The following is a 26681-nucleotide window of genomic DNA, read 5'->3' as shown; positions in this document are numbered from 1 at the left end:
CCCTCAAGCCATGTGTGCCATGGCGGTAGCGATGCCCTGCATCACGCCTCTGATTTCCGCGAGGCCCTTCAACCGGCCGATCAGCGAATAGCCGGGGTTGATCCGCTCCTTGCCGATGTCGTCGGCCAGGAGGTGCCCGTGATCCGGGCGAAGCGGGATTTGCCAGTCGGCGCGGCCTTCCTGTAGCCGACGTTCCTGTTCCTGCATCAGCGCAAGGATCACTGCCGGCATGTCGCTCGATCCGCCGAGATGATCGGCCTCGTAGAAGGAGCCGTCCTCCTCGCGCTGGACATTGCGCAGGTGGGCAAAGTGAATGCGTGGGCCGAATTCACGAACCATGGCTGGCAGATCATTGTCGGCGCGGGTGCCATAGGATCCGGTGCAGAAGGTGATGCCGTTGGCGGGGCTGTCGACGGCGGCGAGGATGCGCCTGACATCCTCGGCTGTCGAAACGATGCGCGGCAAGCCATAGAGCGAAAAGGCTGGATCATCGGGGTGGATGCAAAGCCGGATGCCGACCTCTTCTGCCACCGGAACGATCTCCTTGAGGAAGCGCGCTAGGTTGGCATGTAGGGCGTCTGCCGTCACGCCGTCATATTCGGCAAGGGCGGCCAGAAAGCTCGCCCGGTTGAACTGGCGCTCGGTTGCCGGCAGGCCGGCAATGAGATTGCGCTCGATCCGGTCGATCTTCGCCTGGTCCATCTGATCGAAACGCTGGCGAGCGGCGAAAATCTGCCGTTCGGAGTAACTATCCGCGACGCGCGGCCGCTTCAGCACGAAGAGATCGTAGGCGGCAAAGTCGACCGCGTCGAAGCGCAGCGCATAGCCGCCATTCGCCAATGGCTGCATCAGCTCGGTGCGCGTCCAGTCGACCACCGGCATGAAGTTGTAGCAGACAGTCGTGATACCCGCGCGCGCCAGCGCTCGCAGCGTGTCCTTGTACCAGCCGATGTAGCGGGCGCTGTCGGCGGTCGCGAGCTTGATCGAGTTGTGAACCGGGATGCTCTCGACGACACTCCAGCGCATACCGGCGGCTTCAATCAGCGTCTTTTGGGCAAGGATCGCTTCATCCGACCAGGGCGATCCGTCATAGATATGATGCAGCGCCGAGACGATCCCCGTTGCCCCCGCCTGTCGGATATGGCTGAGCGGCACCGGATCATTTGGCCCATACCAGCGAAAACACTCTTCCATCAGTCTCATGCAGAACTCCTACCCGCGTCAGTAGCTATTGTTGGACCACGCCCGTTAATAATGTCCGATTGGTCCAACAATTCAAGCCTTATGGACGCAATTTCGGACGATGTTGGCAACTTTGCGCGAAATTTGAGAGATTGCGCTTGACTGAACGCGCAAACTGGACCAACAAATAGAGCATCGCAGGGAGGATGGCCGGTGAGCAGTTCTGTACGAGAAGAGGCGTTGTCGGGTGTGGAGCCCGTCGAGCCAGGCAAGACCTCGGCCGTGGACCGGCTGGTCGAGCAGATCCGCGACATGATCTCCGAGCGCGGTCTCGGTATCGGCGATGCGCTTCCGACCGAGCGCGATCTTGGTGAACAATTCCAGGCCGGGCGCAACACGGTGCGCGAGGCGCTGCAGGTGCTGCGCGCCTATGGCATGGTCGAGACGCGACCGAAGGTCGGCGCCGTTATCAGCGGCGGCCACGGCGAGGCGATCCGCCGGCTCTTTGCCTTTCACAACGGCATCTCGCCGGACTCTTTCCGCGACCTGCAGGGCTTCCGCCGCATCATCGAGACGGGTGTCGGCGAGCACATCATCCTGACGGCTACTGACGCCGATTTCGACCGGCTGGATGGGATCAACGCGCGGATCCTAGAAGCGGACAGCGTCGAGGAAGCGGCGCAGTGCGACTACCTGTTCCATCAGGCGATCGTGGAGCTATCCGGCAATCGCACGACGGTCGCCGCCTATCACATGCTGCGCTCTGTGATCGAGGAGGTCATGCGGCTCGGCAAGGCGGAGCGCCCGGTGCATGCGGCGACTTTCGAGGCCCATGCCGAGATTATCCGGGCACTGAGGGCCCGCGACCGCATCGCCTACGTCTACCTGATGAGCCGCCACCTGGAGTTCGGCATCCGCTTTGTCGATGCCGCGCCCGACGGCCAGCCGTCGCGATGAGCACATAGAGATTTTCGCCTGGACCGCTCCCCAAATGGGCGGTGCTGGCATCCGTTTGCCGGATCCACTCGCCCGTTGGTCCGGCGGCACCAACAGGGCACTTGGGAGGAGAACCGACATGAACAATTCGAAACGTCACATTCTGGCGCTTGCAGCATTGCTTGCCACCGTCAGCCTTGCGCCTTGTGCGGCACATGCCGGCGGCAAGGCGATTGCCGGCATCGTATTCCAGCAGGACCAGTATTTCCGCGGCATCCAGATCGGCATGGAAAAGGCGGCCGGAGCCGCCGGCGACGAACTGCTCGCCGGCAACAGCGACAGCAAGCTGGAGAAGGAAGCTCAGCTGATCGACACCTACATCGCCCGCGGCGTGAACTCGATCGTCGTCGCGCCGCTTTCGGCCGACGCCTCGGTGCCGGCGCTGAAGAAGGCGCGTGACGCCGGCATCACGGTCGTGACCTACGGCACCTCGGCCAATGGCGACGTCGCCCAGGCGACGGTGACGAGCTCGGACCGCGATATCGGCATCGGCACCGGCAAGGCGGCGACCGATTTCTTAAAGGCGCTCGGCAATGGCGAGAAGGTCAAGATCGGCACGCTCGCCTTCAAGGCGCTGCTGCCCGAACAGTCGAATGCCCGCGTCGATGGCTTCCTGAGTGTCGTCAAGGATCAGGTCGATATCGTCGCCCAGCAGGACGCCTGGCTCGCCGAAAAGGCGCTGGCCGTCGCAAGCGACATGCTGACGGCCAATCCCGATATCCGGGTGATCTATGCGGCCAACGAAGGCGGCACGATCGGTGCGGTGCAGGCGGTCAAGAAGGCGGGTCTTGAAGGCAAGGTCTTCGTCTTCGGCACCGACGGTTCCGAGCAGCTCGCCAACATGCTCTTGAACTCCGACAACGTGCTGCAGGCGACGACGGCGCAGCAGCCACTCGAGGTCGGCAAGCAGGCAATCGAAGCCGCGCAGAACCTGCTCGACGGCAAGAAGATCGAGACCAAGGTCAACGTGCCCGTTCTGCCTCTGACACGCGTCAACGCTGAAGGGGTCGCTGCCTACAAGGAAGGCCTGAAGGCCCTGAAGTAAGTGCCTAAAAGTGAACCGAGCGGCGGGCATCGCCGCCGCTCCTTCGCCGCCGACAGCAGGAAAACCGCATGAGCTATCCGCAACTAAGGTCAGCCGCGTTGCAAGGGGTGCAGGGACGGCTGGACTTTCGGACCGTGACCAAGCGTTACGGCCCGACTGTCGCCCTCTCCGAATTCACCCACAGCTTCGCACCCGGCCAGGTGCATGCCCTCATGGGCAAGAACGGCTCGGGCAAGTCGACGCTGGTCAAGCTTCTCGCCGGCGTGACCGAGCCGACATCCGGCACGATCAGCGTCAATGGCGAGGACCGCCATTTCACCTCGCCGCATGATGCCTTTGCCGCCGGCATCGTCACCGTGCACCAGGAGCTCTCGCTGGTGCCGGAGCTCTCTGTCGGCGAGAACATCTTTCTCGGCCGGCTGCCGCACCGCCGCCGCGCCGGCTTCAGTGTCGTCGACTGGGCCGGCCTGCACAAGCGCGCCGGCGAATTGCTCGCCGACATGGGCCTTGCGATCGATTCCCGCCAACCGGTCTCCGCACTCAGCGTCGGCCAGCAGCAGGTGGTCGAGATCGTCAAGGCAATGTCCTTCAACCCGTCTATCCTGCTGCTCGACGAGCCGACCTCGGCGCTTGCCTCGCGTGAGGTCAAGCAGCTCTTTGCGCTGATCGAGCGGCTGCGCGCCCGTGGCGTGACGATGATCTACATCACCCACCGCATGAGCGAACTCTTCGAAATCGCCGACACTTGCACGGTGATCCGCGACGGCCACTATATCGGCTCGGTCGCGATGAAGGAGACGACGCCGTCTGCGATTGTCGGCATGATGTTCGGCGATGCGGCGCGCGCCACACGTCCGCCGCGGCGAACGCTTGACCGCGCCAAACCCGTGCTCGAGGTCCGCAATCTCAGTCGGGCCGGACATTTTCAGGATGTCTCCTTCGACCTCTATCCCGGCGAGATCCTCGGCATCGCCGGTCTGCTTGGTGCCGGCCGCACCGAGCTCATGCGGGCGATTTTTGGGGCCGACCGGATCGACGGCGGTTCGGTCACGTTCGACGGTCGCGACATGACCGGTGCCAGCCCGCGCGACATGCGCAAGGCCGGCCTCGGCTACACGCCGGAAAACCGCAAGGAAGTCGGTCTCGTGCAATCGCTTTCGACGGCCGACAATCTCTGCATGGCAAGCCTCGGTCCGATCTCGCGCAACGGCTTCATCTCGCGCCGACGCGAGCAGCCGCATGTCCGCCGTCAGATTGCCGATCTGCACATCAAGTGCGGCGATCCGGAACTGCCGGTGTCGTCGCTGTCAGGCGGCAACCAGCAGAAGGTGGTGATCGGCAAATGGCTGAACCGGCAGCCCTCGGTGATGTTCTTCGACGAGCCGAGCCGCGGCGTCGATGTCCAGGCCAAGCGGCAGATCTTCGACATCATCTGGCAGCAGGCGGCTGACGGTCTCGCCAGCCTCTTCGTCTCGACGGAACTCGAGGAAGTGCTCGAAGTCGCCGACCGCATCCTCGTCATGCACCACGGCGCTGTCGTCGCCGAGGTGGATCCGACGAAAACCGACCTTACCGAACTTTACGGCCTGTGTATGGAAGGGGCCAAGCAATGACACTTGTGAGCCAAACGACCGAAGCTGGTGGCCAGAACACGCCGCTCAAGTTCCTCAAAACCTACCCGATGGAGATCATTCTCGCGGCGCTGGTGATCTTTCTGATCCTGGTCGCGCCCGGCTTCGCCTCTACCGGCAATGTGCTGAACGTGCTGCGCACGGTCTCAATGCTCGGCATCATCGCCTTCGGCATGACCGCCGTGATCATCAGCGGCGAAATTGACCTTTCGGTCGGAGCCGGTGCCGCGCTCGCCGGCTGCATCGTCGCCTGGTTCGCCGACCGCTTCGCCGGTGTCTTCGGCGACTGGGGTGCGGTCACGGTCGGTTTTGGCGTGGCGCTGTTGCTCGGCTTCACGCTCGGCTACCTCACCGGTCGCTTCCGGCAATGGTTCAACGTGCCGACCTTCATCACCACGCTCGCGCTTTTTGCAGCACTCCGCGGTGTCGCCAACCTGATCACCGGCGGCTTCCCGATGTCGTCCTTCCCGCTCGGCTTCGATTTCCTCGGCGGCGGCTATCTCTTCGGCATTCCGTTCCCGGTCTATATCTTCGCGCTGACCTTTGCCGGCATGCACTTCCTGATGAAGTACACGAGCTTCGGCCGCGAGGTTTATGCCGTCGGCGGCAATATGGAGGCGGCACGCCTTTCCGGCATCGACATCTGGAAGGTGAAGGCGCTGACGCTGGGTCTGACTGGCGCGCTGACCGCCGTGTCCGGCACGCTGATCGCCTCGCAGATCGGGGCTGGAACCGGGACGACGGCAACCGGCATGGAGCTCGACGTGATCGCGGCCGTCATCATCGGCGGCACGTCACTCTTCGGCGGCAAGGGCCGTATCTGGGGCACGCTGATCGGGGTCCTTTTCCTCGGCTGCATCTCCAACGGCATGACGCTGATGAATGTCAGCGAGTACTGGCAATACGTCGTGCGCGGCGGGATCATCCTCGGCGCCGTGCTTCTCAACCAGGTCCTGGAACGGGTGCGTTGAGACCGGAGCGGGGTGCTCGCATCCCGCTCCCTCAAGAAAATCGATCACGCTTGTGATTTCGGGTCTGTGCGGCCCGACACCATCGCGATCCATCGCGGAGACAATCATGACTGAATTCAAGGGAAAAATCGCGCTGGTCACCGGCACCTCAGGGATCGGCCTCGCCTCGGCAATCCGTCTGGCTTCATCAGGGGCGACTGTGCTGGCCTGCGGCAATGACGTCGCCACCAATGAGATCTTCGATCGGATTGCCAAAGATCGCGACCTGCCGATGTCGACACGGCTGACGGACGTCTCCGTCGAGGCCGAGGTGGAGGCAGCGGTGCGCGAAGCGGTGCTGCGCCGTGGCGGGCTGGACATCATCGTCAATGCTGCGGCCGTGCACCCGTATGGCACGGTTCTCGATACCAGCGCCGAGACCTTTGCGCGCTGCCTCTCGGTCAATGTCGGCTCGATCTATCTGACCGGTCGCTTCGGTATTCCGGAAATGATGAAGCGCGGCGGCGGCGCCATCGTCAACATTTCCTCGGTGCAGGGCCATGCCTGCCAGCAGAACGTTGCGGCCTATGTCGCCTCCAAGGGCGCGATCCATGCGCTGACCCGTGCCATGGCGCTGGACCATGCGGCGGCGAAGGTCCGGGTGAATTCGGTGAGCCCCGGCTCGGTGCGCACGCCGCTGCTTTCGCTTGCGGCCCGCACCTATGGCGGTGAGGGCGTCAGTGAGGCGGAAGCCTTCGCCCGCTTCGGCGCCGCGCACCCGGTCGGACGCATCGGTGAGCCGGAGGAGGTGGCGGAACTCGTCGCCTATCTCGCCTCCGACCGCGCCGCTTTCGTCACCGGTTCGGATTTCCGCATCGACGGCGGCCTCACTGCCGGTATCGGCGTCAAGTAATCAGACAGGAATTGATAAGATGAAGATCGGCCTCGGGCTTTACCGGGAACAGCTCACCCCGGACAATTTTCAGTTTGCGCAGCAGGCAGGTGCGACCCATGTGGTCGCGCATCTGACCAACTATTTCGCCGGCAAGGATCCGAAGATTGACAGCGGTGACCAGGGCGGCTGGGGCGATTGTTCCGGCGACCGGCTCTGGACTTACGAGGAGCTGTCGGCACTGGTGAAGGACGTGCGCGCCGGCGGCCTGGAGATCGCGGCGATCGAGAATTTCTCGCCGCGCTTTTGGTCCGACGTGCTTCTCGATGGACCTGAGCGCGCCCAGCAGATCGAGGGGCTGAAACAGCTGATCCGCGATGCCGGTCGCGCCGGCATTCCCTGCATCGGCTACAATTTCTCGCTTGCCGGCGTCTATGGCTGGACGCGCGGCCCCTATGCGCGCGGTGGTGCGGAATCCGTCGGCTTCGGCGTCGAAAACAGCATCGCGCCAAGCCCGGATGCGCCGATCCCGGACGGCATGGTCTGGAACATGCGCTATCGCCGTGGTGTCGCGGGTGCCGCTTCAGTCTCCGTCAGTTCGACGGAGCTCTGGGATCGCCTTGCCCATTTCTTGAAGGAAGTCGTCCCGGTCGCCGAGGAGGCGGGTGTGGTGCTTGGCGCCCATCCGGATGATCCGCCGGCGGAGGAGTTGCGCGGCACTGCGCGGCTCGTCAATCGGCCAGAAAAATACGACCGGCTAATGGCGATCGTCGACTCGCCGTCGAACGGCCTGGAGCTCTGCCTCGGCTCGCTGCAGGAGATGCCGGGCGGCGATATCTATGAGCACGTCCGCCGCTTCGCCCGCTCCGGCCGCATCGGCTACATCCACTTCCGCAATGTGCGCGGAAAGATGCCGCGTTATGTCGAAACCTTCGTCGACGAGGGCGATATCGACATGGCCGAGATTATCCGCATCCTGCGCGACGAGAACTATCAGGGCGTGATGATCCCCGATCATACGCCGGCCATGACCTGCGGCGCCTCCTGGCACGCCGGAAAGGCCTTCGCGCTCGGCTACATGAAGGCGCTGGTGCAGAACGCCGAGGCGCTCGGGCCGGCCCGGTCGATCTCGACGAGCATAGCGGCGGAATAGGAGGCGCGAATGGCACGCGAGCCAACATGTGTCGCGCCCGTTGGCGACCGTTGCGGCGAGGGAGCCGTCTGGTCGGCGGCTGAAGCGGCACTCTACTGGACCGACATCAATCGGTTCCTCATCCATCGCTTCGACGAGGCGACGCGAGCGGTCAGAACCTGGCTGTTCGACGAGCCGGTGGTCGCGATCTCCCTGAGTGACGAAGACGGGCGTCTGCTCGTCGCGCTTGGATCGAAGCTGATCTGGTGGTGGCCGCAGATCGACCGGCGTGAGGATCACGGTTTTGTCCTGCCCGGTGCGCCGCGGGTACGGCTCAACGATGGCCGCGCTGATCCCGCCGGAAACTTCTGGGTTGGCTCGATGAAGAACAATGTCCTACCCGATGGCCAGCTTGGCGAAGTTGCGCCCGGGGAAGGCATCCTCTACCGAATTGCACCGGATGGCGCTGTCAGCGAATGGCGCCATGGGCTCGGCATCTCCAACACCCTCTGCTGGAGCCCGGACCGAAGCACCTTCTATTTCGGTGATACGCTGGCAAACGAGATCTATGCCTTCGACTACGACGTCGCGGAGGGGGCGATAGCCGGCGAACGGAACTTCTTCATCAATTTTGATCGCGGTTCGCCCGACGGTTCGGCGATCGACAGCGAAGGCTTTCTCTGGAACTGCCGCTATGGCGGCCGTTGCATAGCCCGGATTGCGCCTGATGGCAGCCTTGCCGAGGCGATCGACATGCCGGTCACCAACATCACCACCTGCACCTTTGGCGGGGCGGATCTGAAGACGCTTTACATCACGACCGCCGGCTCGGGGCCGGACGAGCGCCTGGCCGGCAGCCTCTATGCCATGCGGGTCGAGGTCGCGGGCCTTCCGGAAAACCGCTACGGGGTAGCGACCAAGTGAGCGCGGAGACGACACGACGCGCCCTTGCCTGGGCGCATGGGTGCCTTTCGGTGCAGTCGCTCGGCGGCATGCTCGGCCCCGTGCTGTTCCTGCTGCCTGATGGGCGTCAGGTCAGCCCACTGCATGTCGCGCCTTGGGGCAATGATCCGGAGCGCGAGACACTGCCGGAAATTCTGCAACAACTGCGCGGCGAATGGCCCTGCGTCCCCTTCGGCAGCGACACCAACCGGTCGCTCCCCGCAGGCTGGTCAGCAACGGGCGAGAGTTTCGAGGGTGCCGGTGTGCCACATGGTCACGGCTCCAATGTCCATTGGACCTGGGGCGACTGTGATGTCCGCCAGATCACCATGGAATGCCACTACCCCGACGGCCATCCGATCCGGTTGCTTCGCCGGCGGATCGTTCCGGATCAAAGCGCGGCTGCCATCGACATCACGCTGGAAATCGAGGCGCGGCGGCCATGCCGTCTTCCGATCGGGCTACATCCGACATTTCGCCTGTCGCCGCGGCCGCCTTCGGTCGTCATTGAACCCGGCACCTACGATCGCGTCTGGAGTTTTCCCGGCGATGTCGAACCGGGCGCAGCGCTATTTGCGCTCAATCGGCATTGGTCCTCGCTCAAGAGTGTCGAGACCCGCGACGGCGCGGCTCTTGATGCGACACAGGTGCCGCTCGTCGAAGACACCGAGGACCTGCTGCAGCTCTCGGGCATCGACGGCAATGTCGCGCTCCATTACCGCGACGAGGGCTTTCGCGCGCGGCTTTTCTGGCAGAAGGAGCACTTTCCGAGCCTGCTGCTCTGGTACAGCAACCGCGGCCGCAAGGCCTATCCCTGGAACGGGCGGCATGTGGCGCTTGGCGTCGAGCCGATCGCCTCCGCTTTCGACCTCGGACCTTCCATCTCAACGGCTACTAACCCTCTGGCGTCATCCGGCATTGCGACGGCAATCGCGTTCGAGCCCGGCCATACCTTCACCACCCGTTACCGGCTTTCCGTCGAAGCCGCTCGCTTGGGCTGAGCGTCGCTCGCCCAGACATCTCGCATTGAAAGGCCAAGAGAATGAAATTGTTGCGCCTCACCGTCGACGGCTTCGCCGTGCCCTGCATCCTCGATGGCGAGGGTCGGGCGCGGGATGTCTCCTCGCTCGTGCAGGACTTCACGGCGGAAACCCTGTTAGCTGTCAGGGTGGCGCTGTCTGGTATTGATCTATCGGCCCTGCCCGTGGTGCCGGTGATCGACGCCGATATCCTGCCGCCGGTCGCAAGGCCGGGAACGATCTGGTGTGTCGGGCTCAACTATTCCGACCACGCGGAAGAAGCGGGCCTGCCGGTGCCGACTGAACCGATCCTTTTCAACAAGGCGGCCGGCACCTATTGCGGTCCGAACGCGCCGCTTCTCCATTCCGAAAAAATGTCGAAGCTCGACTGGGAAGTCGAACTGGGCATCGTCATCGGCGCGCGCGCGCTGAACGTATCGCGCGCCGACGCGATGGATCACGTCTTCGGTTACACAGTTGTCAACGATGTCTCCGAGCGCGCCTGGCAGATGGAGCGCGGCGGCCAATGGGTGAAGGGCAAGAGTTTTCCCAATTTCTGCCCGACGGGGCCATGGCTCGTCACACGTGACGAAGTGCCGGACCCGCAGGCGCTTTCCATGTGGCTCGACGTCAACGGCGAACGCATGCAGGTAGGCACCACCGCGCGCATGATCTTCGATGTCGCGACCATCGTCTCCTACATGAGCGAGTTCTGCGTGCTGGAGCCGGGCGATCTCATCTGCACCGGCACGCCGCCGGGCGTCGGCATGGGCAAAAGGCCGCCGCGCTATCTGAAGCCCGGCGATGTGGTGGAACTCGGGATCGACGGCCTCGGCCGCCAGCGGCAGATCGTTCAGTCCCTCTAGATCGATACGGAAAGGCCTGACCATGAATGGAAATACGGGACGATCGGCCGGACGCGTGGCCGTGGTCACCGCCGCAGGCCAGGGCATCGGCCGTGCCGTTGCCGAGCGGTTGATGGCCGAGGGTGTGGAGGTCCACGCCAGCGACATCAATGCCGACCTGCTCGCCACGCTCGAGGGTGCCGCAACGACGACGCTCGATGCGACGGATCACGCGGCAGTCGCCGCCTACTTCGCCGGCTTCGCACGGGTCGACATTCTCGTCCATGCGGTCGGCTATGTGCACCAGGGCACGATCGAGGAGTGCTCGGCCGAGGACTGGCGTCGCTCGGTCAACATCACGCTCGACAGCGCCTATAACGTCATTGCCGGCGCGATCCCGAAGATGAAGGCCGAAGGCGGCAGCATCATCACCATCGGTTCGGTTGCCTCGTCGATCAAGGGCTTTCCGCGGCGCGCCGCCTATGGTGCCGCCAAGGGCGGTGTCATCGGTCTCACCAAGGCGGTCGCCTCCGACTATGTGTCCCATGGCATTCGCTGCAATTCGATCTGCCCCGGAACGATCGCGTCGCCTTCTCTGGAGGAGCGCATCGGCGAACTCGGCGAGAAGCTGGGAAACCGTGACGAGGCTTACCGGTCTTTCATCAGCCGCCAGCCGGCCGGACGCTTCGGCACGGTGGAGGAGGTTGCCGCCATCTGCGCCTTCCTCGCCTCCGACGAGGCAGCCTTCATCACCGGCCAGGCGATCAATATCGATGGTGGCATTACGATCTGACGCACGCGGCCGCCCGCTGACAGGCGGCGCAACATCATCGGAGAGGACCGCTGCTCAACCCGGAAGTTTTCGATTTTCCGAGAGGAGCCAACCCAATCTCCCTCATCCTCGCCCCTGTGGCGGGGATCCAGCGACCAGACGTCCGTCGGGTCAAAGGCCTTTCAGCCCAAGGACTTGGTCTGGCTGGATTTCTGTGACAGGTACAGAAATGAGGAGGATCTGGTTACGTCCTCTTCCTTTCTGCGACGTCGCAGTAACAGCTCGCAATCTTGTTTGTACGAGATCAGCAAACGCAAAACACCTCCGGATGCGACCCGGAGGTGTCTGTTCTTGTCTGCAGGTCGGCGTCAGATCACGCCGACTGGAATCGTTGGTGGCTCAGGCCGACAGTGCCTTGAACGCGGCGAGGATGGCGTCGCCCATTTCCGTCGTGCCGACCTTCTTCGCACCCTCGGCCATGATGTCGCCGGTGCGGATGCCCTGATCGAGCACGGCGGCGATCGCCTTTTCGAGATTGTCGGCTTCCGTCACCAGGTTGAAGGAATAGCGCAGGCACATGGCAAAGGAGGCGATCATCGCGATCGGGTTGGCAATGCCCTTGCCGGCAATGTCGGGGGCCGAGCCATGCACCGGCTCGTAGAGCGCCTTGCGCTTGCCGGTCACCGCATCCGGGGCGCCGAGCGAGGCCGACGGCAGCATGCCGAGCGAGCCGGTCAGCATGGCGGCGACGTCCGACAGCATGTCGCCGAACAGGTTGTCGGTGACGATGACGTCGAACTGCTTGGGCTGGCGCACCAGCTGCATGCCGCCGGCGTCCGCCAGCATGTGCTCGAGTTGGACGTCGGCGTATTTCGCCTTGTGCGTCTCGGTCACCACCTGGTTCCACAAGACGCCCGACTTCATGACGTTGCGCTTTTCCATCGAGCAGACGCGGTTCTGCCGCGTGCGGGCCAGCTCGAAGGCGACGCCGGCGATGCGCTCGATCTCGTAGGTGTCGTAGACTTGGGTGTCGATGCCGCGCTTCTGGCCGTTGCCGAGATCGATGATTTCCTTCGGCTCGCCGAAATAGACGCCGCCGGTCAGTTCGCGCACGATCAGGATGTCGAGGCCTTCGACCAGCTCGGGCTTCAGCGACGAGGCGGCGGCCAGTGCCGGATAGCAGATCGCCGGGCGCAGGTTGGCGAACAGTTCGAGATCCTTGCGCAGACGCAGCAACCCGGCTTCCGGACGGACCTCGTAGGGCACCGCATCCCACTTCGGACCGCCGACGGCGCCGAACAGCACCGCATCGGCGGCGAGCGCCTTCTTCATGTCCGCTTCCGAGATCGCCTGGCCATGGGCGTCATAGGCCGAACCGCCGACCAGGCCCTCGTCGGTGACGAAACCGGCTGAAAGCTCGGCATTCATGTAGGCGATGATTTTGCGGACTTCCGCCATGGCTTCCGGGCCGATGCCGTCGCCGGGAAGGATGAAAAGTTTGCGGGCCATTTTCGGCACTCCTGTGTTTAGTCAGATGTCGAGCGGCAGGGCCGCGTTAATGATGAGGATGCGGGCGAGGTCCGGGCTAAGTCGCCGGTTTCGCGCCTTCGATCTGTCCGATGCGCTCGCGCAGCGTGTTCGTTACGGCGTGCGAGGCCGAGGACACGGCGATTTCGAGGTTAGCCTTGCCGCCGTCCACCTCGACTGCAAGCTTCGAAACGCTGACGCCAAGCCGGCGAACGATATCGAGTAGCCGGGAGACGATGTTTTCCAGATCGCCGCTTTCGACGGTGTAACGCATGGTGTCGGTCATGCTGCCACCTTCGGCCAGGGACGCTGCTCAGGACGTATGGTTTCGTAAGCACGGGCAAGGCGCAGCACGCCGATATCGTCGAAGGACTGGCCGATGATCTGCAGCCCGATCGGCAGGCCGCCAGCGGTATAGCCACAGTTGATCGAGATCGCCGGGTGTCCACCCATGTTGACCGCGACGGTGAAGGCGATGTGTTCGAATGGTTTCTGTGGGTCGTTGACCGGCGAGGCCCATTCGGCTGGATAGGATGCTGTCGGCGCGGTCGGCGACAGGATGAAATCGAAGCCGGTGAGTGCGGCGTGCAGCGCATTGCGCATGGCCTCGATCTGGGCGAAGCCGGTATAGACCTCGCGGCCCGAGAAACTCTCCGCCGTTTTGATCCAGTCGAAGATGTAGGGCAGGATTTGCGCCTGTTTTTCCGGCGAAAGGCGTGACACGTCTTCCCAGCCGCGTGCGCGCCAGAAGCGGTCGAGACCGTCGATCATCTCGCGGGTGAGGAACGGGCCAATGGGTTCGATGATTGCACCGGCATCGGCGAAAAGCTTGGCCGCTCGGCTGACGGCCTGTTGCGTTTCTTCGCTGACCGATTGGCCAAAGCCGGCGTCAAGCCAGAGACCGATCTTCAGGCCCTTCACGTCACGATCGAGATCCAACCAGGGGATATCGGCATAGGGCAGGGCCATCGTGTCGCGGGGATCCGGCTTCGACAGCACCGACATGTAGAGCGCGGTATCGGCGACCGTTCGGGTCATCGGCCCGGCGACACGGCCAATGAAAGGCGGATTGATCGGGACGCGGCCCGCCGAAGGCTTCAGCCCGACGACGCCGCACCAGCCGGCCGGCAGCCGGACCGAGCCGCCGATGTCCGTGCCGATGTGAAGGGGACCATAGCCGGCGGCGGCAGCAGCACCGGCGCCGGCGCTCGATCCGCCCGGATTGGCCGAAAGGTCCCACGGATTGCGGGCAAGCTTGTGAAAGCTGGAAAGTCCTGAAGAAAGCATGCCGTAGTCGGGCATGGTGGTCTTGGCGAGAAGGATGCCGCCCGCTTCGCGGGTGCGGGCGGCCGGCGGCGCGTCAGCGGCGGCTGGAGTGAGCGACACGGCGGCGCAACCGAGCGGCACGGCCGTTCCCTTCGTTGCGATATTCTCCTTGATCGTCACCGGCACGCCATCGATCGCGCCGAGCGGTTCACCCTTCGCCCAGCGTTCTTCCGATGCCTTTGCTGCTTTGCGCGCTTCGGCTGGGTCATAGGCCCAGAGCGCATTCAGCTTCGGTTCCGAGGCGTCGATGCGGGTGATGACGGCCTCGGTGACCTCGACGGGAGAGAGCTTTTTCGAGCGGTATGCCTCGACAAGGGAGACGGCGGAGAAATCGGCGAGTTCGGACATGGCGTATATTCCTACGATATGCGCAGTTCCGTGGAACTGCAGAGCTTGGGGCTCTAGAGCGCCGTGCGTTCATATGAACGCACAAAGGACGCTCTAGGCAAAATGACAGCGGGCGGACCAGGCCGGCGTTACCGGCTTGGCCACGGGCGTGCGGGTCAGGCAGATCTCCTGCCTCATGGGACAGACGGCGGCATAGGCGCAGCCGGCTGCGGTCGTTGCGGTATGGACGGGCGTCTGCGGGGGGCCGTCGGACCGCACGCGCTTGCGCCGCCCGGAGAAGGGTTTCGGCACGGCGGCGACCAGCGCCTGGGTATAGGGATGGCGCGGGTTGTCGAAGACTTCGTTCGTCGGCCCTTCCTCGACGATCCGGCCGAGATGCATGACGGCGACCCGGTCGGTGATGGCGCGGACCACGCCGAGATCATGGCTGATGAACAGGTAGGAAAGGCCGAGCTTTTCCTGCAGGTCCATCATCAGGTTCAGCACCTGCGCCTGGATCGACACGTCAAGCGCCGAAACCGGCTCGTCGGCGACGATCAACGCCGGCCGCGTGATCAGCGCGCGGGCAATGGCGATGCGCTGGCGCTGGCCGCCGGAGAATTCGTGCGGGTATTTGTTGGCCGATGCGAGCGGCAGCCCAACCGCCTCCAGCACCTCGGCGATGCGCCGGTTGCGCTCGGCGGTGCCGGTCCCGCGTTCCAGCGAGACGATCGGCTCGGAAATGATCGTGCGGACCGTATGGCGCGGATCGAGCGAGCCGTAGGGATCCTGGAAGATCGCCTGGAATCCCTTGCGTGCCTCGCGCAAGCCCGCCCGGTCGAGCGCGTAGATGTTCGTGCCGGCGATATTGACCTCGCCCGATTGCGGTCGCTCCAGTCCCATCACCGCGCGCGCCAGCGTCGATTTGCCGGAGCCGCTTTCGCCGACGATGCCAAGGCTCTGGCCGGCGGCGAGTTCGATGCTGACGCCATGGAGCACGCGCAGGCGGCTGTGTTTCGAGAAGATCGACGGGCGTGGCAGATCGTATTCGCGCACCAGATCGGTGGTCTTGAGAATGGTCTCGCTCACGGTGCCACCATCCTTTCGCGGGGATGAAAGCAGGCCGCGCGATGCTGCACATTTCCATCGGTATTGATCAGGTCCAGCGTCGGGATCGCGCGGCGGCAATCCGGCTGCGCGAAGGAACAGCGCTCGGCGAAGGAACAGTAGGCTGGCCGGCCAAAGGGATCAGGCACGATGCCGGGGATGGCGTTCAGCCGCGGCCGCCCTTCGCCCGCGCGACGTGGCGCGAGTGCTGCGCCATGCGGCGAGGCGGCAAAGAGGCCGCGGGCATAGGGATGCGCCATGCGGGCGAAGACGTCGTCCGTACGCCCGGTCTCGATGATGCGGCCTGCATACATGACGGCGATGCGGTCGGTCATTTCGGAGACGACGCCGAGATCGTGGGTGATCAGCATCAGCGCGGTGCCGGTGTCTTCGATGAGTTCGTCGAGCAGGTCGAGGATCTGCGCCTGCACCGTCACGTCGAGCGCGGTCGTCGGCTCGTCGGCAATCAAAAGGTCCGGCTCGCAGGCAATCGCCACGGCGATCATCACGCGCTGCCTCTGGCCGCCCGAGAGCTGGTGCGGGTAGAGATCCAGATCGAAGCGCGGCGCAGGCAGGCCGACCCGGTCGAGAAGCGCGCGCGCCTTCGTTTCGGCATCGGCTTTGGTTTCGCCGAGATGCAGCCGCCGTCCCTCTGCGATTTGTGCGCCGATCGATTTCACCGGGTTCAGCGCCGTCATCGGCTCCTGAAAAATCATCGCGACGCGTCGGCCGCGATAGCCGCAATACTCGGCCTCGGCCAAGCCAGCGAGATTGCGGCCGTCGAACAAAAGCTCGCCGCGCACCCGCATGCGCTGCGGCAACAGGCCCATCACGGCGAGTGCGGTCATCGACTTGCCGCTGCCGGATTCGCCGACGATGCCGAGGCGCTCGCCGCGGTTGAGCTCGAGATCGATGTCGCAGACGATATCGACCTGGCTCTTGCCCGCCGAGAGTTCGACCGACATGCCGGCCATGTGAAGCAAGGGTTTCGTCATCGTTGCCGCCTCACGCGCGGGTCGAGAATGTCGCGCAGACCGTCGCCAAGCAGGTTGAGGCCGAGCACCGCGAAGGTGATTGCCAGGCCCGGGAAGATCGCAAGCCACGGCGCCTGGTAGATGAAGGTCTGGGCGTCGTTCAGCATCTTGCCCCAGCTCGGCATCGGCGGTTGCGTGCCGAGGCCGACATAGGAAAGCCCGGCCTCGGCGACGATCGCCAACGCGAACTGGATCGTCACCTGCACCAGCAGCACGTGGTTGATGTTGGGCAGAATGTGCAAAAGCGTGATCGCCACGTCGCCGCGGCCGGCGCAGCGCGCCGCCTGCACATATTCGCGCTTCCAAAGGCCCATCGAGGCGCCGCGAGTGACGCGGGCAAAGACCGGGATGTTGAAGATGCCGATCGCAATCATCGCGTTGGTTGCGCCCGGACCGAAGATGGCGGTGATGATCACGGCGGTCAGAAGCGCGGGGAAGGCGAAAGCAAGGTCGCTCATGCGCATGACCAGGCCATCGATCCATCCGCCGCGTGCGGCAGCCCATGCGCCGAGCGGAACGCCGATGCCGGCGCCGACCAAGACAGCAACGATCGAAACTGAGATCGAATTGCGGGCGCCGACCATGATCATCGACAGGATGTCGCGGCCGAAATTGTCGGTGCCGAACCAGTGGCTGAAGCTCGGTCCCTGCAGCTTGTCGCGGAAGTTCATCGCGGTCGGCGAATAGGGCGTCCAGACATAGGAGACGAGCGCCATCGCTACAAGGATCAAGGTCACGGTGACGCCGATCGTCAGGCTTCGGCTGCCGATGAGTTTTGAGAACAGGCCGGGCTCCGCGGCGACTGTAGGGTTCGACATCAGTGACCTCCCCGCGAAAGCCGCGGATCCAGATAGCCGTAGACCAGATCGACGAGGAAATTGATGGTGATGACGGAGGCCGCAAGCAGCGTCACCAGCGTCTGCACCGTCACGAGATCGCGCTGGGCGATCGCCTGGAAGACGAGGCGGCCGACGCCCGGCAGGTTGAAGACGTTTTCGATGATGATCGTGCCGGCGAGCAGGAAGGAAAATTGCAGGCCGATGATGGTGACGACCGGGATCAGCGCGTTCGGCACGGCGTGTTTCCACAGCGCGCCCGAACGGCTCAGCCCCTTGGCGCGGGCGGTACGGATGAAATCTTCGCCGAGCGTCTCGATCACGGCCGAGCGCGTCACACGCGCGAGAATGGCGGCAAGCGGCAGGCCGAGCGCGAAGGCCGGAAGGATCAGTGAATGCAGGCCGTTCCAGAAACCGCCTTCCCAGCCGGCAAAACCTGAAGCCGGGAACCAGGCGAGCTTCAATGCGAAGAGCAGGATGAAGAGAAGGGCCAACCAGAAATTCGGGATCGCGACGCCGACCTGGGCGATGCCCATGACGACGGTGTCGCCGGTCTTGCCGCGATTGGCGGCGGCATAGACGCCGATGGCGATGGCGACGACGACGGAGATCGCCATGGAGAGCAGGGCCAGCGGCAGCGTCACGAGGATGCGGGGCCCGAGCAGTTCGCGGATCGGCACCGAATAGGTGAGGCTCGTGCCGAAATCGCCGACGACGAAACCGCCGATCCAGTGGAGATAGCGAATCCAGATCGGCTGATCGAGGCCGAGCTGCCGATGCAACGCCGCGATCGCGTCGGCGTCGGCATTCATGCCGAGCATCAGCACCGCCGGGTCGCCGGGCAGCACCTGCATCAGCAGAAAGACGATGACTGAAGCGGCGAGCGTCGTCAGAACGAGCGACACAAGGCGACCACCGATGAAGGAAATCACATCAACCTCCCGGAAAGAGCGAGCGTTGACCGGCACCGGGTGTGCCGGTCAACGTCTGATCTGCAACCGCCCCTCGTCAAAGGGGCGGATGCCAATCCTTAGTTTTCCCAATAGGTCTGGGTCTGGTCGTCGGCCGGAACCGGCATGTTCTTCCAGAGACCCTTCACCTTCTTGTTCCAGACGCCGATCTTCGGCAACGCGTAGAGGAAGATGTTCGGCTCGTCGGCCGCCAGCTTGCGCTGGAGCTGGCCTGCGAGGTCCAGCTGCTCGGCTTCGGTCGAAGCGAGCGTGAAGGACTTGTAGAGCGCCTTGTACTCGGGGTTCTGGTAGTTGAAGTAGTACTTGTCGCGGGCATAGATATCGAGGTCGCGGGCCTCGGCATGGGCGATGATCGTCGCGTCGAAGTCCGAGTTCTTGAACACCTGGTCGAGCCATTGCGCGAATTCGATCGGAACGAGGTTCACCTTGACGCCGACTTCGCTGAGCATGGCCGCGATGATCTCGCCGCCACGACGGGCATAGGCCGGCGGCGGCAGCATGATGGTGATCTCAAGGCCTTGGACTCCCGCTTCCTGCAATAGCTGCTGCGCCTTGCCGGGGTCATAGGGGTAGGTTTCGTTGAGATCGACATAGCCGGGTTCGACAGGCGAATAGTGCGAACCGATCGTCGTTCCGAAGCCCGAATAGGTGCCCTCGACCAGTGCCTTGCGGTCGATCGCGTGGGCAAGCGCCTGGCGGACCCGCACGTCGTCGAAGGGTTTGCGCGCATTGTTGAGCGCGAGCACGACCTTGCCCGAGGTGCTGCCGACCTCGACCTGCAGGTTCGGATCGCTCTGGAACTGGCTGACCAGTTCTGCGGCCTGGAACATCGGGAAGGCGTCGACATTGCCGGCAAGAACAGCCGCAGCAGCTGCCGACGGGTCGCTGATAAACTTGAAGGTCACTTCGCTGAGCTTGGCGGGTTCACCCCAATAGTCGGCGTTCTTTTCGAGCACGACCTTGTCGCCCTTCGCCCACTCCTTGAATTTGAACGGGCCGGTGCCGACAGGCTTGGTCTTGTTGTCCGCGGCCGACGACGGCGCGATCATGACCGCATCGCCCCAGGCCATGTTGAAGAGGAAATTGGAGGCCGGGCGCTTCAGCGTCACGACCGCAGTCGCCGGGTCCGGGCATTCGGTCTTTTCGATCGGCTCGAACAGGCCTTTCTGCGCATTGGTGGAGTCGGCCCCGACCGCGCGTTCATAGGAGAACTTGACGACTGAGCAGTCGAACGGCGTGCCGTCGTGGAACTTGACGCCCTGGCGAAGCTTGAAGCTGTAGGTCTTCTGGTCGTCGGAAACCGTCCAGCTTTCGGCGAGCAGCGGCTTGACGCTGCCATCCTCGACAACCCGCACGAGACCTTCGAAAAGGTTGCCGTAGGTGATGTAGCGGATCGGTGCGGCGGCACCGGCGGTCGGGTCGAGGCCCGGCGGCTCCAGCACCTGGCCGACGGTGATCGTATCCTTGGCCATCGCCGTCGTCAGCGACGCGGCGATGAAGCATGAGGCAAGTGCCCATTTCGTCAAATTCAGCATGGTTCCCCCGCTTTGCGGTTTCGTTGTTTATGGTCCCAGTAGTCAGATCGAAGCAATCAGATCGATCGGCCGCCGTCGACGTCGAGCGCGACGCCAGTGATCATCGATGCCTGCGGCGAGGCGACGAAGGCGGCGGCTTCGGCGAGATCCTCGGGCTTCAACAGGCGCCCGAGCGGAATGGAGTCGCGGAACTTCTTGCGGATTTCCTCGGTGTCCTCGCCCATGAAGGTCGAAAGCAGCGGCGTTTCGCCGGCGACCGGATTGAGCGCGACGACGCGGATGTTGAACGGCGCGAGCTCGATCGCCAGCGCCTTGGTGGCGGAGACCACCCAGCCCTTGGTCGCATTGTACCAGGCAAGGTTCGGCCGCGGCCGGTTGGCGCCGGTCGACGCGATGTTGACGATCACGCCCGACTTGTTTTCCTTCATGTGCGGCAGCAGCGCCCGCGTCATCAGGTAGACGCCGCGCACGTTGACGCCGAGGATCCGGTCGAACTCATCCGGCTCGACCAGTTCGGCGTTCTGCGGCTTGTGGCCGATGCCGGCATTGTTGATCAGGATATCGACGCGTCCGAATTTCTCGAGGCCTGCAGCAACGGCTGCCTCGACATCCGCTTGTTTGGCAATATCAGCGACCACGGCAAAGGCATTGCCGCCGAGTTCGTTCGCCACGCGCTCGGCGCCCTTGGCATCGCGATCGACGACGATGACCTTGGCGCCGCCTTCGATGAAGCGCTTCGCAATGCCCTCACCGAAGCCGGAGCCCGCGCCGGTGATAAGAGCGACTTTACCTTCCAGTGACATTTTGTTGTTCCTCCCGAGGGGACTTAGAGCAAGGGTTAGAGCGGGATGCGGGCGGAAAACCGCGCACACTTTTCCTCATCCGGCTCTAGCCGTGGTAGACAGAAATGGTTTTCATGCTGGCAAAGCCGTAGAGGGCCTCAAAGCCCTTCTCGCGGCCATGGCCGGATTTCTTGACGCCGCCGAAAGGCAGCTCGACGCCACCGCCGGCGCCGTAATTGTTGATGAAGACCTGGCCGGCGTGAACGGCACGCGCCATCCGCAACTGCCTACCGCCGTCATTGGTCCAGACGCCGCAGACGAGGCCATAGGCGGTGCCGTTGGCGAGCCGGATGGCTTCGTCCTCGCCGTCGAACGGCATGATCACCTGCACCGGGCCGAAGATTTCTTCCTGTACCGTGCGATGGTCGTGCGGCACGTCGCGCAAAAGCGTCGGCGCGACATAGGCGCCCTCGGTGGGCGCATCGGCAACGATCTCGCCGTGCGCCGCCACTTTCAGGCCATCCTTTGCGGCATCGGCGAGGAAGCCTTCGATGATGGCCTTTTGCCGCTGCGAGACGACCGGGCCGACGGAGAGATCGGCGCCCGCCGGGCCGACCTTCAGCGCGCGGTACCGTTCGCTCATGCGCGCGACAACCTCCTCGTAGACGGCTCGTTCCACGAGGATGCGCGAGGAGGCCGAGCAGGTCTGGCCGGCATTCTGGATGCCGGCGTTCACCAGGAAGGGAACGGCGCGATCGAGGTCCGCATCGGCGAAGACGATCTGGGCCGACTTGCCGCCGAGTTCCAGCGTCACCGGCACCGCGTTCTTCGCGGCTGCCGCCTGCACCATTTCGCCTGTCCGGACCGAACCGGTAAAGGAGATGTGGTTGACGTCAGGATGTTCGGAAAGCGCGGCGCCTGCCTCCGAGCCGAAACCGGTGACGATGTTGAGCGCGCCCGACGGCAAGCCTTCTTCTTCGGCGATGCGGGCAAATTCGAGGATCGTCAGGCACGCCTCTTCGGCCGGCTTGACCACGGCCGCGTTGCCCATGGCAAGTGCTGCACCGAGGCTGCGGCCGAGGATCTGCATCGGGTAGTTCCAGGGAATGATGTGGCCCGTCACCCCATGCGGCTCATAGACCGTCAGAACGGTGAAACCGTTCTGATACGGGATGGTATCGCCGTGCACCTTGTCGGCGGCGCCGCCGTAGAATTCAAGGTAACGGGCAAGCGCCACGACGTCGGCGCGCGCCTGCGTCACGGGTTTGCCGACATCGCGCGCCTCGAGCTCGGTCAGAAGATCGATGTTGCGCAGCACTGCAGCCGATATCCGGGTCAATACCCGGCCGCGCTCGGTCGGCGTCATCCGACCCCAGTCACCGGAGAGAGCCGCGCGCGCGGAGCGCACTGCGAGGTCGATGTCGTCCCGGGTCCCCCGGGCGATGCGCGCGAACTCCTGGCCGTTTGAGGGATCCCGGACAGTGATGAATTCGCCGCCCGCTGCGTCCTGCCAGTTGTTCGCGATGAAATTGCCGTAGGTCTTCACGTCATGCCTCTTTGTCAGTCTCGCGCGCCTCAAGGAGCGCTTTCAATCTCGTTGCCGTCGCGTTGATATGGGCGCGTGCCAGCTTCTCGGCCTCGTCGAGGTTTCGTGCCGCGATCGCCTCGACGATCAGCCCGTGCTCGGCGACCGCGGTGCTCGCGCGTTCGCTGGACAGCGAAAAGGCGGGCGCAAAGACCTGCGAGGTCATACGCAGAAGCGGTCCGAGCGGTGCGAGCGATGTGTTGCGCGAGGCGGCGACGATCGCCTCGTGAAAGATCACGTTGGACTGGGTGTAGGCGGCGGGATCCCAGTTCTCGACAGTCTTGCGCTGGCGCTCCACCTGCTTTGCCAGATCCTTGATCTCGGCGGTGGTGGCGCGCTCGGCGGCGTTGCGGGCAGCCACGCCGTCCATCGCTTCGCGCACGGCATAGGCGTCCAGAAGCTTCGGCAGGTCTGCGGTTGCGACCCTGACACCGCTGCCCGGCTTGTTGACCACCAGCCCGTCGCGCTCGAGCACCCGCAAGGCTTCGCGCAGCGGCGTACGGCTGATTCCGAATTCGGCGGCGATCCGCTCCTGGCGCAGCGTCGCGCCCGGCGCATAGACGCCGGCATAGATGCGTTCGCGAAGTGCCTGAGCTACTTCGTCAAGAAGGCGCGATTGGCTTCGCCATTCGAAGGATTGGTTCATCGATCCCTCCCAAGATCGAGACAAATTGTATCCAGGATACAGAAGATGTCAATCGGCGGCCCGCGCGAGTTCCGCTCTGTGCAAGTACTTCCGCTCTCCCGCACGCCCGACTGGCCGCCGGCCGGGTCCTAGCCGTCAAAGCGATCGCAAGACGAGGTGACCGTTTGCCGAATATCTGGCGCTTTCGACCCTTGGCACCTTCCATGAACGGCGTGGCGAACAATCGCTGCTTGATGGGGTGGGCACCCTGACGGCGAGCTGGGGCCGCGTCTTCGGCCAAAAGACGGAACTGGACTGGAAGGGAACTGTCGATCCCAGCTTTGACGGCAATATCCTGGGCTTTCAGATCGGCCAGGATCTCTTCGGTTGGGAGTCGGCGCAAGGCCATCACGACCGCGTCGGCGTATTCTTCAGCCACGCGCGTGCCGATGGGGATATTACCGGGCAGGCGGTGGGCTGGAACAATCTGCATGTCGGCGAGATCGACGTCAGGGCAAACAGCTTTGGCGGCTACTGGACCCATATCGGCCCCGGAGGCTGGTATCTCGACGCAGTTCTGATGGGCAGCTGGTTTGACGGCGATGCCCGCTCGGTCGGCGGCAGCGGTGTCGAGGTCGATGGTAGCGGCATCACGGCTTCGCTCGAAGGCGGTTATCCGATCGCCATCGGTGAAGGCTGGGCGCTGGAGCCGCAGGCGCAGATCATCTGGCAGCATCTGTCGCTTGACGATCAGCGCGATGCGTTCTCGACCGTCAAGTTCGACAGCGACGACGCGGTGACCGGACGGCTGGGCTTCCGCCTGCAAGGCGGAGTGATTGCCGAGACGACAACTTTCCAGCCCTACCTCAAGGCCAACGTCTGGCACAGTTTCGACGCTGATCAGCGCGTGACCTTCGGCGCGGACCCGATCGTGACAGAGAGGGGCGGAACGGCGCTGGAACTCGGCGGCGGTCTGGTCGCAAAGCTGTCGGAGACCACAAGCCGCTATGTCACGGCCGACTACACCACCAATCTCGGTGGGGAAAAGATCGACGTGCTCGAAGGTAATATCGGCCTGCGGGTGAAGTGGTGACCAGCCCTCGACCGGTGTGACCCAGCACGTCCGCCGCCCTTAAACTTAGACCCGTGCGGATGGTTCGATCGCGCCACCGCTCGCGAGCGCGTTGACGTACCCGTCCCACCTGCTTCAATTAGCAGCAGCTATGGTGGGAGGCCGGCCGTGCAGATGCTTGATTGGATTGCGATTGTCCTGTTCCTCGTAACCTGGGTGGGATTGGAGCCGATGATGGCGCTTGGCTGGCCGCGCCGGACAGACAGCCTGATGCTGGACATGGTGCATATCAGGCGGGCCTGGATGCGCGAGGTCCTGACGCGGGACACCAACTTCATCGGCGATGCCGCCATCCTCGGTCACACGATCAATTCGGCCTCGTTTTTCGGTTCGGCCAATCTCATCGTCATCGTTGCCATGAGCAGTGCGCTTTTCATCCAGCCGACGGCAAGTCTTCAGGCGGGGATCATTTCAATGTTCGCGCCGATCGAACCGCTGTGGCTGTTCCAGTGCAAGGTGCTGCTCGTCATGGCGACATTGCTGCGGGGGCTTTCCGAATTCATCTGGGCGGTCCGGCAGATCAACTACTGCCTTGCTGCGATCGGAGCCAGTCCGTCGCGGGACGAAGCCCGAGACATCGCCGCATGGACCCACGCCTTGTCGCTGATGATCAATCCGGCACTTCGCTCATTCAGCCAGGGCGTTCGCTCCTACTACTTCACCGTTGCCGCGGCCCTCTGGTTCTTGGGCCCGATTGCGTTTCTCGTCGCCATCATCGGCTCGGTGGGACTTCTCGTCTGGAGACACAGCTGGTCGGATACGGCAAAGGGCGTGATGGAGGTGCGCAAGCTGCTGGATGAGAGCAATCCGCCTGCCGCCGAGGCAGAGCCTGCCGCAGCGATCAGTTCGCCGGTGGCGAATATCTGAAGACGAACCGCGGCGCCCGCGGAAAAAGCCGCCCTGTTCGCCCGTCCTTGGTCAGGCGTCGCAGGCGCTTTTGGCGTGAGCGGTTGGAATTCGACAGTAAGTCTACCATCTAGACATCAGCAACGTTTCAGAGGCGGTCGCTCATGTCAGACAAACCGATCAAGATTCCCGGCCCCGATCATCCGATCACAGTCGAGAGAAATCCGGCGCGTGTCGTCGTCACCCTCGGTGGGCGCGTTATCGCCGACACCCGCGATGCGCTGACTTTGCGCGAGGCATCCTACCCGGCGGTGCAGTACATTCCGCGCAAGGATGCCGACATGTCGTTGCTGGCGCGCACGGATCATTCGTCCCACTGCCCATACAAGGGCGATGCTTCCTATTTCAGCATCCCATCCGGCGGAGAGCGGTCGAGGAACGCCGTCTGGACCTATGAAAGCCCGCATGCGGCGGTGGCCGCCATCAAAGATCGGTTGGCATTCTATCCCGACAAGGTGGATTCGATCGAAGAGATCCAGCCCTAAAGCGCGTCGCGATCTTTCAGATTCGCTCCTTGCGCTTTAAGTTCTTGATATTTCGCATGTCGTTGTCGCAAAATCGCAGCGCGCTTTTGCGCGACAGGCTTTGGCCGCGAGGTCACTCGCTCCGGACCCGGAACGTTTCGCGCACCGCCCTCAGGAATTCTGCCACTTTCGGCAGATCACCCAGCTGCTGATGGTAGAGATAGTAGAGGTGTGTGGCTGGTCCGGACCATTCGGCAAGGACCGGAACGAGCCGCCCGGTGGTGACACCATCGGCGGCGAGCGCGTCGCTCAGCATACCGATGCCGAGACCCTCGGCGATCAGGCGCTCTCCGATCGCCGGATCGTCGACGACGATCGAGGGTGGGCGCTCAAGCGTGAAATGCCGGTTGCCGTCGGAGAGCACCCAGTGGGCCAGTTCCCGCCGCATCCGGGTCCGGTGCGCCACCAGCGCGACATGCATCAGGTCCTCGGGTGACGAGAGAGATAACCCGTCGCGGTAGGCCGGCGCGGCATAGAGCCGCTGTTCGATCGTTCCGATCTTTCGGTAGATCATCTCGCTGTCGACCGGCTCGCCCATTCTCAGCGCCACATCGACGCTTTCGCCGATCAGATCGACATTGTTGTGTGCCGTCTGCAGATCGACCTGAACCTCCGGGCAAAGCTCCGCATAGCGCTTCAGGATCGGCGGCAGGAAGGTGCGGGCAAAGGCGACGGATGTGGCGACCCGTAGTCGCCCGCGGGTGGCGCCATCGGCGGGCCGGAAACCCGCAATGCCACGATCGATGAGCTCTACGGCCCCGCCGATCGACTCGAGCAGGTGCTTGCCCGCCTCGGTCAGGGAGACCCGGCGCGTGGAGCGCAGCAGCAGCGCGACGCCAAGCGCGGTTTCAAGCTCAGCCAAGCGCCGGCTAACCGTGCTTGGCGGAAGGTGCAGGCGAAGTGCTGCGGCTGAGAAACTCTCGGTGCGGGCGACCTCGAGGAAGATCCTGAGGTTATTGAGATCGGGAGACTGGGGGGATTTCATGCGTTTCCGGAACAATCACTTCCATGATCGCAGGATAATCGACGGAGAGTTGAATTGATAGCTTCGTCGCATC

26 protein-coding genes are annotated in these 26681 nt (G+C 63.7%); 13 read left to right on the top strand and 13 right to left on the bottom strand.

Features of this window, described 5'->3' with window-relative positions; genetic code table 11:
- Positions 1-3: 3 nt before the first annotated feature.
- Positions 4-1194: a mannonate dehydratase gene (gene uxuA / locus BLU35_RS13415; RefSeq protein ID WP_093233381.1), complete on the bottom strand. Its 1191-nt coding sequence runs from the start codon at positions 1192-1194 to the stop codon at positions 4-6.
- A 201-nt stretch (positions 1195-1395) separates the two neighbouring features.
- On the opposite strand from uxuA, the gene BLU35_RS13410 reads away from it, so the two are divergent.
- From BLU35_RS13410 to BLU35_RS13365, 10 genes are all read left to right on the top strand, one after another.
- Positions 1396-2139 (top strand): FadR/GntR family transcriptional regulator, encoded by a 744-nt coding sequence (locus BLU35_RS13410; protein WP_093233380.1) that lies wholly within the window; start codon positions 1396-1398, stop codon positions 2137-2139.
- A gap of 118 nt (positions 2140-2257) precedes the next feature.
- Positions 2258-3223: a substrate-binding domain-containing protein gene (locus BLU35_RS13405; protein WP_176907241.1), complete on the top strand. Its 966-nt coding sequence runs from the start codon at positions 2258-2260 to the stop codon at positions 3221-3223.
- Between the two features lie 68 nt (positions 3224-3291).
- Positions 3292-4836 carry a sugar ABC transporter ATP-binding protein gene (locus BLU35_RS13400; RefSeq protein WP_093233378.1) on the top strand — a complete coding sequence of 515 codons (1545 nt, stop codon included), beginning with the start codon at positions 3292-3294 and terminating at the stop codon, positions 4834-4836.
- On the top strand, positions 4833-5825 hold the full coding sequence (locus BLU35_RS13395) for an ABC transporter permease (protein ID WP_057251200.1): 993 nt from the start codon (positions 4833-4835) through the stop codon (positions 5823-5825). The genes BLU35_RS13400 and BLU35_RS13395 overlap by 4 nt, the downstream gene beginning before the upstream one ends.
- A 106-nt stretch (positions 5826-5931) precedes the next feature.
- Complete coding sequence (locus tag BLU35_RS13390; RefSeq protein ID WP_093233377.1) at positions 5932-6717, top strand: SDR family NAD(P)-dependent oxidoreductase; 786 nt, start codon at positions 5932-5934, stop codon at positions 6715-6717.
- A gap of 19 nt (positions 6718-6736) precedes the next feature.
- Positions 6737-7849, top strand: coding sequence for a mannonate dehydratase (locus tag BLU35_RS13385; RefSeq protein ID WP_093233376.1), 1113 nt, complete (start codon positions 6737-6739; stop codon positions 7847-7849).
- Between the two features lie 9 nt (positions 7850-7858).
- Positions 7859-8752, top strand: a complete 894-nt coding sequence (locus BLU35_RS13380; RefSeq protein ID WP_093233375.1) for an SMP-30/gluconolactonase/LRE family protein — start codon at positions 7859-7861, stop codon at positions 8750-8752.
- On the top strand, positions 8749-9771 hold the full coding sequence (locus tag BLU35_RS13375; protein ID WP_093233374.1) for a hypothetical protein: 1023 nt from the start codon (positions 8749-8751) through the stop codon (positions 9769-9771). The genes BLU35_RS13380 and BLU35_RS13375 overlap by 4 nt, the downstream gene beginning before the upstream one ends.
- A gap of 41 nt (positions 9772-9812) precedes the next feature.
- Positions 9813-10655 (top strand): fumarylacetoacetate hydrolase family protein, encoded by an 843-nt coding sequence (locus BLU35_RS13370; protein WP_093233373.1) that lies wholly within the window; start codon positions 9813-9815, stop codon positions 10653-10655.
- A 22-nt stretch (positions 10656-10677) separates the two neighbouring features.
- Positions 10678-11427 carry an SDR family oxidoreductase gene (locus BLU35_RS13365; protein ID WP_093233372.1) on the top strand — a complete coding sequence of 250 codons (750 nt, stop codon included), beginning with the start codon at positions 10678-10680 and terminating at the stop codon, positions 11425-11427.
- Between the two features lie 378 nt (positions 11428-11805).
- On the opposite strand, the gene leuB is transcribed toward BLU35_RS13365, so the two are convergent.
- The 11 genes from leuB to BLU35_RS13310 form a co-directional block, all read right to left on the bottom strand.
- Complete coding sequence (leuB, locus tag BLU35_RS13360) at positions 11806-12915, bottom strand: 3-isopropylmalate dehydrogenase (RefSeq protein ID WP_093233371.1); 1110 nt, start codon at positions 12913-12915, stop codon at positions 11806-11808.
- A 76-nt stretch (positions 12916-12991) separates the two neighbouring features.
- The gene (locus tag BLU35_RS13355) at positions 12992-13219 is read right to left on the bottom strand and encodes an ACT domain-containing protein (protein ID WP_093233370.1); all 228 of its coding nucleotides are present in this window, start codon (positions 13217-13219) and stop codon (positions 12992-12994) included.
- Entirely contained in the window at positions 13216-14607 is a 1392-nt protein-coding gene (locus tag BLU35_RS13350) for an amidase (RefSeq protein ID WP_093233369.1), read from the bottom strand. Before BLU35_RS13350 ends, BLU35_RS13355 begins: the two co-directional genes overlap by 4 nt.
- A 93-nt stretch (positions 14608-14700) precedes the next feature.
- On the bottom strand, positions 14701-15675 hold the full coding sequence (locus BLU35_RS13345) for an ABC transporter ATP-binding protein (protein ID WP_093233368.1): 975 nt from the start codon (positions 15673-15675) through the stop codon (positions 14701-14703).
- Positions 15672-16688, bottom strand: a complete 1017-nt coding sequence (locus tag BLU35_RS13340; RefSeq protein WP_093233367.1) for an ABC transporter ATP-binding protein — start codon at positions 16686-16688, stop codon at positions 15672-15674. Before BLU35_RS13340 ends, BLU35_RS13345 begins: the two co-directional genes overlap by 4 nt.
- Positions 16685-17545 (bottom strand): ABC transporter permease, encoded by an 861-nt coding sequence (locus BLU35_RS13335; protein WP_093233366.1) that lies wholly within the window; start codon positions 17543-17545, stop codon positions 16685-16687. The genes BLU35_RS13340 and BLU35_RS13335 overlap by 4 nt, the downstream gene beginning before the upstream one ends.
- A complete protein-coding gene (locus tag BLU35_RS13330; protein WP_093233365.1) occupies positions 17545-18495 on the bottom strand; it encodes an ABC transporter permease in 951 nt (316 codons plus the stop codon). The genes BLU35_RS13335 and BLU35_RS13330 overlap by 1 nt, the downstream gene beginning before the upstream one ends.
- 98 nt (positions 18496-18593) lie before the next feature.
- A complete protein-coding gene (locus tag BLU35_RS13325; RefSeq protein WP_093233364.1) occupies positions 18594-20069 on the bottom strand; it encodes an ABC transporter substrate-binding protein in 1476 nt (491 codons plus the stop codon).
- A gap of 56 nt (positions 20070-20125) precedes the next feature.
- Positions 20126-20872 carry an SDR family oxidoreductase gene (locus BLU35_RS13320; protein ID WP_093233363.1) on the bottom strand — a complete coding sequence of 249 codons (747 nt, stop codon included), beginning with the start codon at positions 20870-20872 and terminating at the stop codon, positions 20126-20128.
- Between the two features lie 85 nt (positions 20873-20957).
- Positions 20958-22397 carry an aldehyde dehydrogenase family protein gene (locus BLU35_RS13315; RefSeq protein ID WP_093233362.1) on the bottom strand — a complete coding sequence of 480 codons (1440 nt, stop codon included), beginning with the start codon at positions 22395-22397 and terminating at the stop codon, positions 20958-20960.
- A 1-nt stretch (position 22398) separates the two neighbouring features.
- Positions 22399-23082 carry a GntR family transcriptional regulator gene (locus tag BLU35_RS13310; protein WP_057251983.1) on the bottom strand — a complete coding sequence of 228 codons (684 nt, stop codon included), beginning with the start codon at positions 23080-23082 and terminating at the stop codon, positions 22399-22401.
- 175 nt (positions 23083-23257) lie between these two features.
- Here BLU35_RS13310 and BLU35_RS13305 point away from each other — a divergent pair, with 175 nt between their 5' ends.
- The 3 genes from BLU35_RS13305 (at position 23258) to BLU35_RS13295 (ending at position 25584) form a co-directional block, all read left to right on the top strand.
- A complete protein-coding gene (locus BLU35_RS13305) occupies positions 23258-24154 on the top strand; it encodes an autotransporter family protein (protein ID WP_093233361.1) in 897 nt (298 codons plus the stop codon).
- 153 nt (positions 24155-24307) lie between these two features.
- A complete protein-coding gene (locus BLU35_RS13300; protein WP_502688154.1) occupies positions 24308-25060 on the top strand; it encodes a DUF599 domain-containing protein in 753 nt (250 codons plus the stop codon).
- A 143-nt stretch (positions 25061-25203) separates the two neighbouring features.
- Positions 25204-25584, top strand: coding sequence for a DUF427 domain-containing protein (locus BLU35_RS13295; RefSeq protein WP_057251981.1), 381 nt, complete (start codon positions 25204-25206; stop codon positions 25582-25584).
- Between the two features lie 112 nt (positions 25585-25696).
- Here BLU35_RS13295 and BLU35_RS13290 read toward each other — a convergent pair whose 3' ends face one another.
- A complete protein-coding gene (locus tag BLU35_RS13290; RefSeq protein WP_093233359.1) occupies positions 25697-26608 on the bottom strand; it encodes a LysR family transcriptional regulator in 912 nt (303 codons plus the stop codon).
- Positions 26609-26681: the final 73 nt, after the last annotated feature.

The sequence above is a fragment of the Sinorhizobium sp. NFACC03 genome, from assembly GCF_900103435.1.
In the GTDB taxonomy this organism is placed as follows: Bacteria; Pseudomonadota; Alphaproteobacteria; order Rhizobiales; family Rhizobiaceae; genus Ensifer.
The sequence above is the reverse complement of the archived record's forward strand: the minus strand, read 5'-3'. Positions and strand labels throughout refer to the sequence as shown.

What these genes read in the sequence shown, in the direction of transcription:
- BLU35_RS13365 (WP_093233372.1), top strand. Translation starts at nt 10,678, where the DNA reads ATGAATGGAAATACGGGACGATCGGCCGGACGCGTGGCCGTGGTCACC.
- BLU35_RS13300 (WP_502688154.1), top strand. Translation starts at nt 24,308, where the DNA reads ATGCTTGATTGGATTGCGATTGTCCTGTTCCTCGTAACCTGGGTGGGA.
- BLU35_RS13320 (WP_093233363.1), bottom strand. Translation starts at nt 20,872, where the DNA reads ATGTCACTGGAAGGTAAAGTCGCTCTTATCACCGGCGCGGGCTCCGGC.
- BLU35_RS13310 (WP_057251983.1), bottom strand. Translation starts at nt 23,082, where the DNA reads ATGAACCAATCCTTCGAATGGCGAAGCCAATCGCGCCTTCTTGACGAA.
- BLU35_RS13385 (WP_093233376.1), top strand. Translation starts at nt 6,737, where the DNA reads ATGAAGATCGGCCTCGGGCTTTACCGGGAACAGCTCACCCCGGACAAT.
- uxuA (WP_093233381.1), bottom strand. Translation starts at nt 1,194, where the DNA reads ATGGAAGAGTGTTTTCGCTGGTATGGGCCAAATGATCCGGTGCCGCTC.
- BLU35_RS13335 (WP_093233366.1), bottom strand. Translation starts at nt 17,545, where the DNA reads ATGTCGAACCCTACAGTCGCCGCGGAGCCCGGCCTGTTCTCAAAACTC.
- BLU35_RS13400 (WP_093233378.1), top strand. Translation starts at nt 3,292, where the DNA reads ATGAGCTATCCGCAACTAAGGTCAGCCGCGTTGCAAGGGGTGCAGGGA.
- BLU35_RS13325 (WP_093233364.1), bottom strand. Translation starts at nt 20,069, where the DNA reads ATGCTGAATTTGACGAAATGGGCACTTGCCTCATGCTTCATCGCCGCG.
- BLU35_RS13295 (WP_057251981.1), top strand. Translation starts at nt 25,204, where the DNA reads ATGTCAGACAAACCGATCAAGATTCCCGGCCCCGATCATCCGATCACA.
- BLU35_RS13380 (WP_093233375.1), top strand. Translation starts at nt 7,859, where the DNA reads ATGGCACGCGAGCCAACATGTGTCGCGCCCGTTGGCGACCGTTGCGGC.
- BLU35_RS13405 (WP_176907241.1), top strand. Translation starts at nt 2,258, where the DNA reads ATGAACAATTCGAAACGTCACATTCTGGCGCTTGCAGCATTGCTTGCC.
- BLU35_RS13340 (WP_093233367.1), bottom strand. Translation starts at nt 16,688, where the DNA reads ATGACGAAACCCTTGCTTCACATGGCCGGCATGTCGGTCGAACTCTCG.
- leuB (WP_093233371.1), bottom strand. Translation starts at nt 12,915, where the DNA reads ATGGCCCGCAAACTTTTCATCCTTCCCGGCGACGGCATCGGCCCGGAA.
- BLU35_RS13390 (WP_093233377.1), top strand. Translation starts at nt 5,932, where the DNA reads ATGACTGAATTCAAGGGAAAAATCGCGCTGGTCACCGGCACCTCAGGG.
- BLU35_RS13395 (WP_057251200.1), top strand. Translation starts at nt 4,833, where the DNA reads ATGACACTTGTGAGCCAAACGACCGAAGCTGGTGGCCAGAACACGCCG.
- BLU35_RS13355 (WP_093233370.1), bottom strand. Translation starts at nt 13,219, where the DNA reads ATGACCGACACCATGCGTTACACCGTCGAAAGCGGCGATCTGGAAAAC.
- BLU35_RS13350 (WP_093233369.1), bottom strand. Translation starts at nt 14,607, where the DNA reads ATGTCCGAACTCGCCGATTTCTCCGCCGTCTCCCTTGTCGAGGCATAC.
- BLU35_RS13290 (WP_093233359.1), bottom strand. Translation starts at nt 26,608, where the DNA reads ATGAAATCCCCCCAGTCTCCCGATCTCAATAACCTCAGGATCTTCCTC.
- BLU35_RS13370 (WP_093233373.1), top strand. Translation starts at nt 9,813, where the DNA reads ATGAAATTGTTGCGCCTCACCGTCGACGGCTTCGCCGTGCCCTGCATC.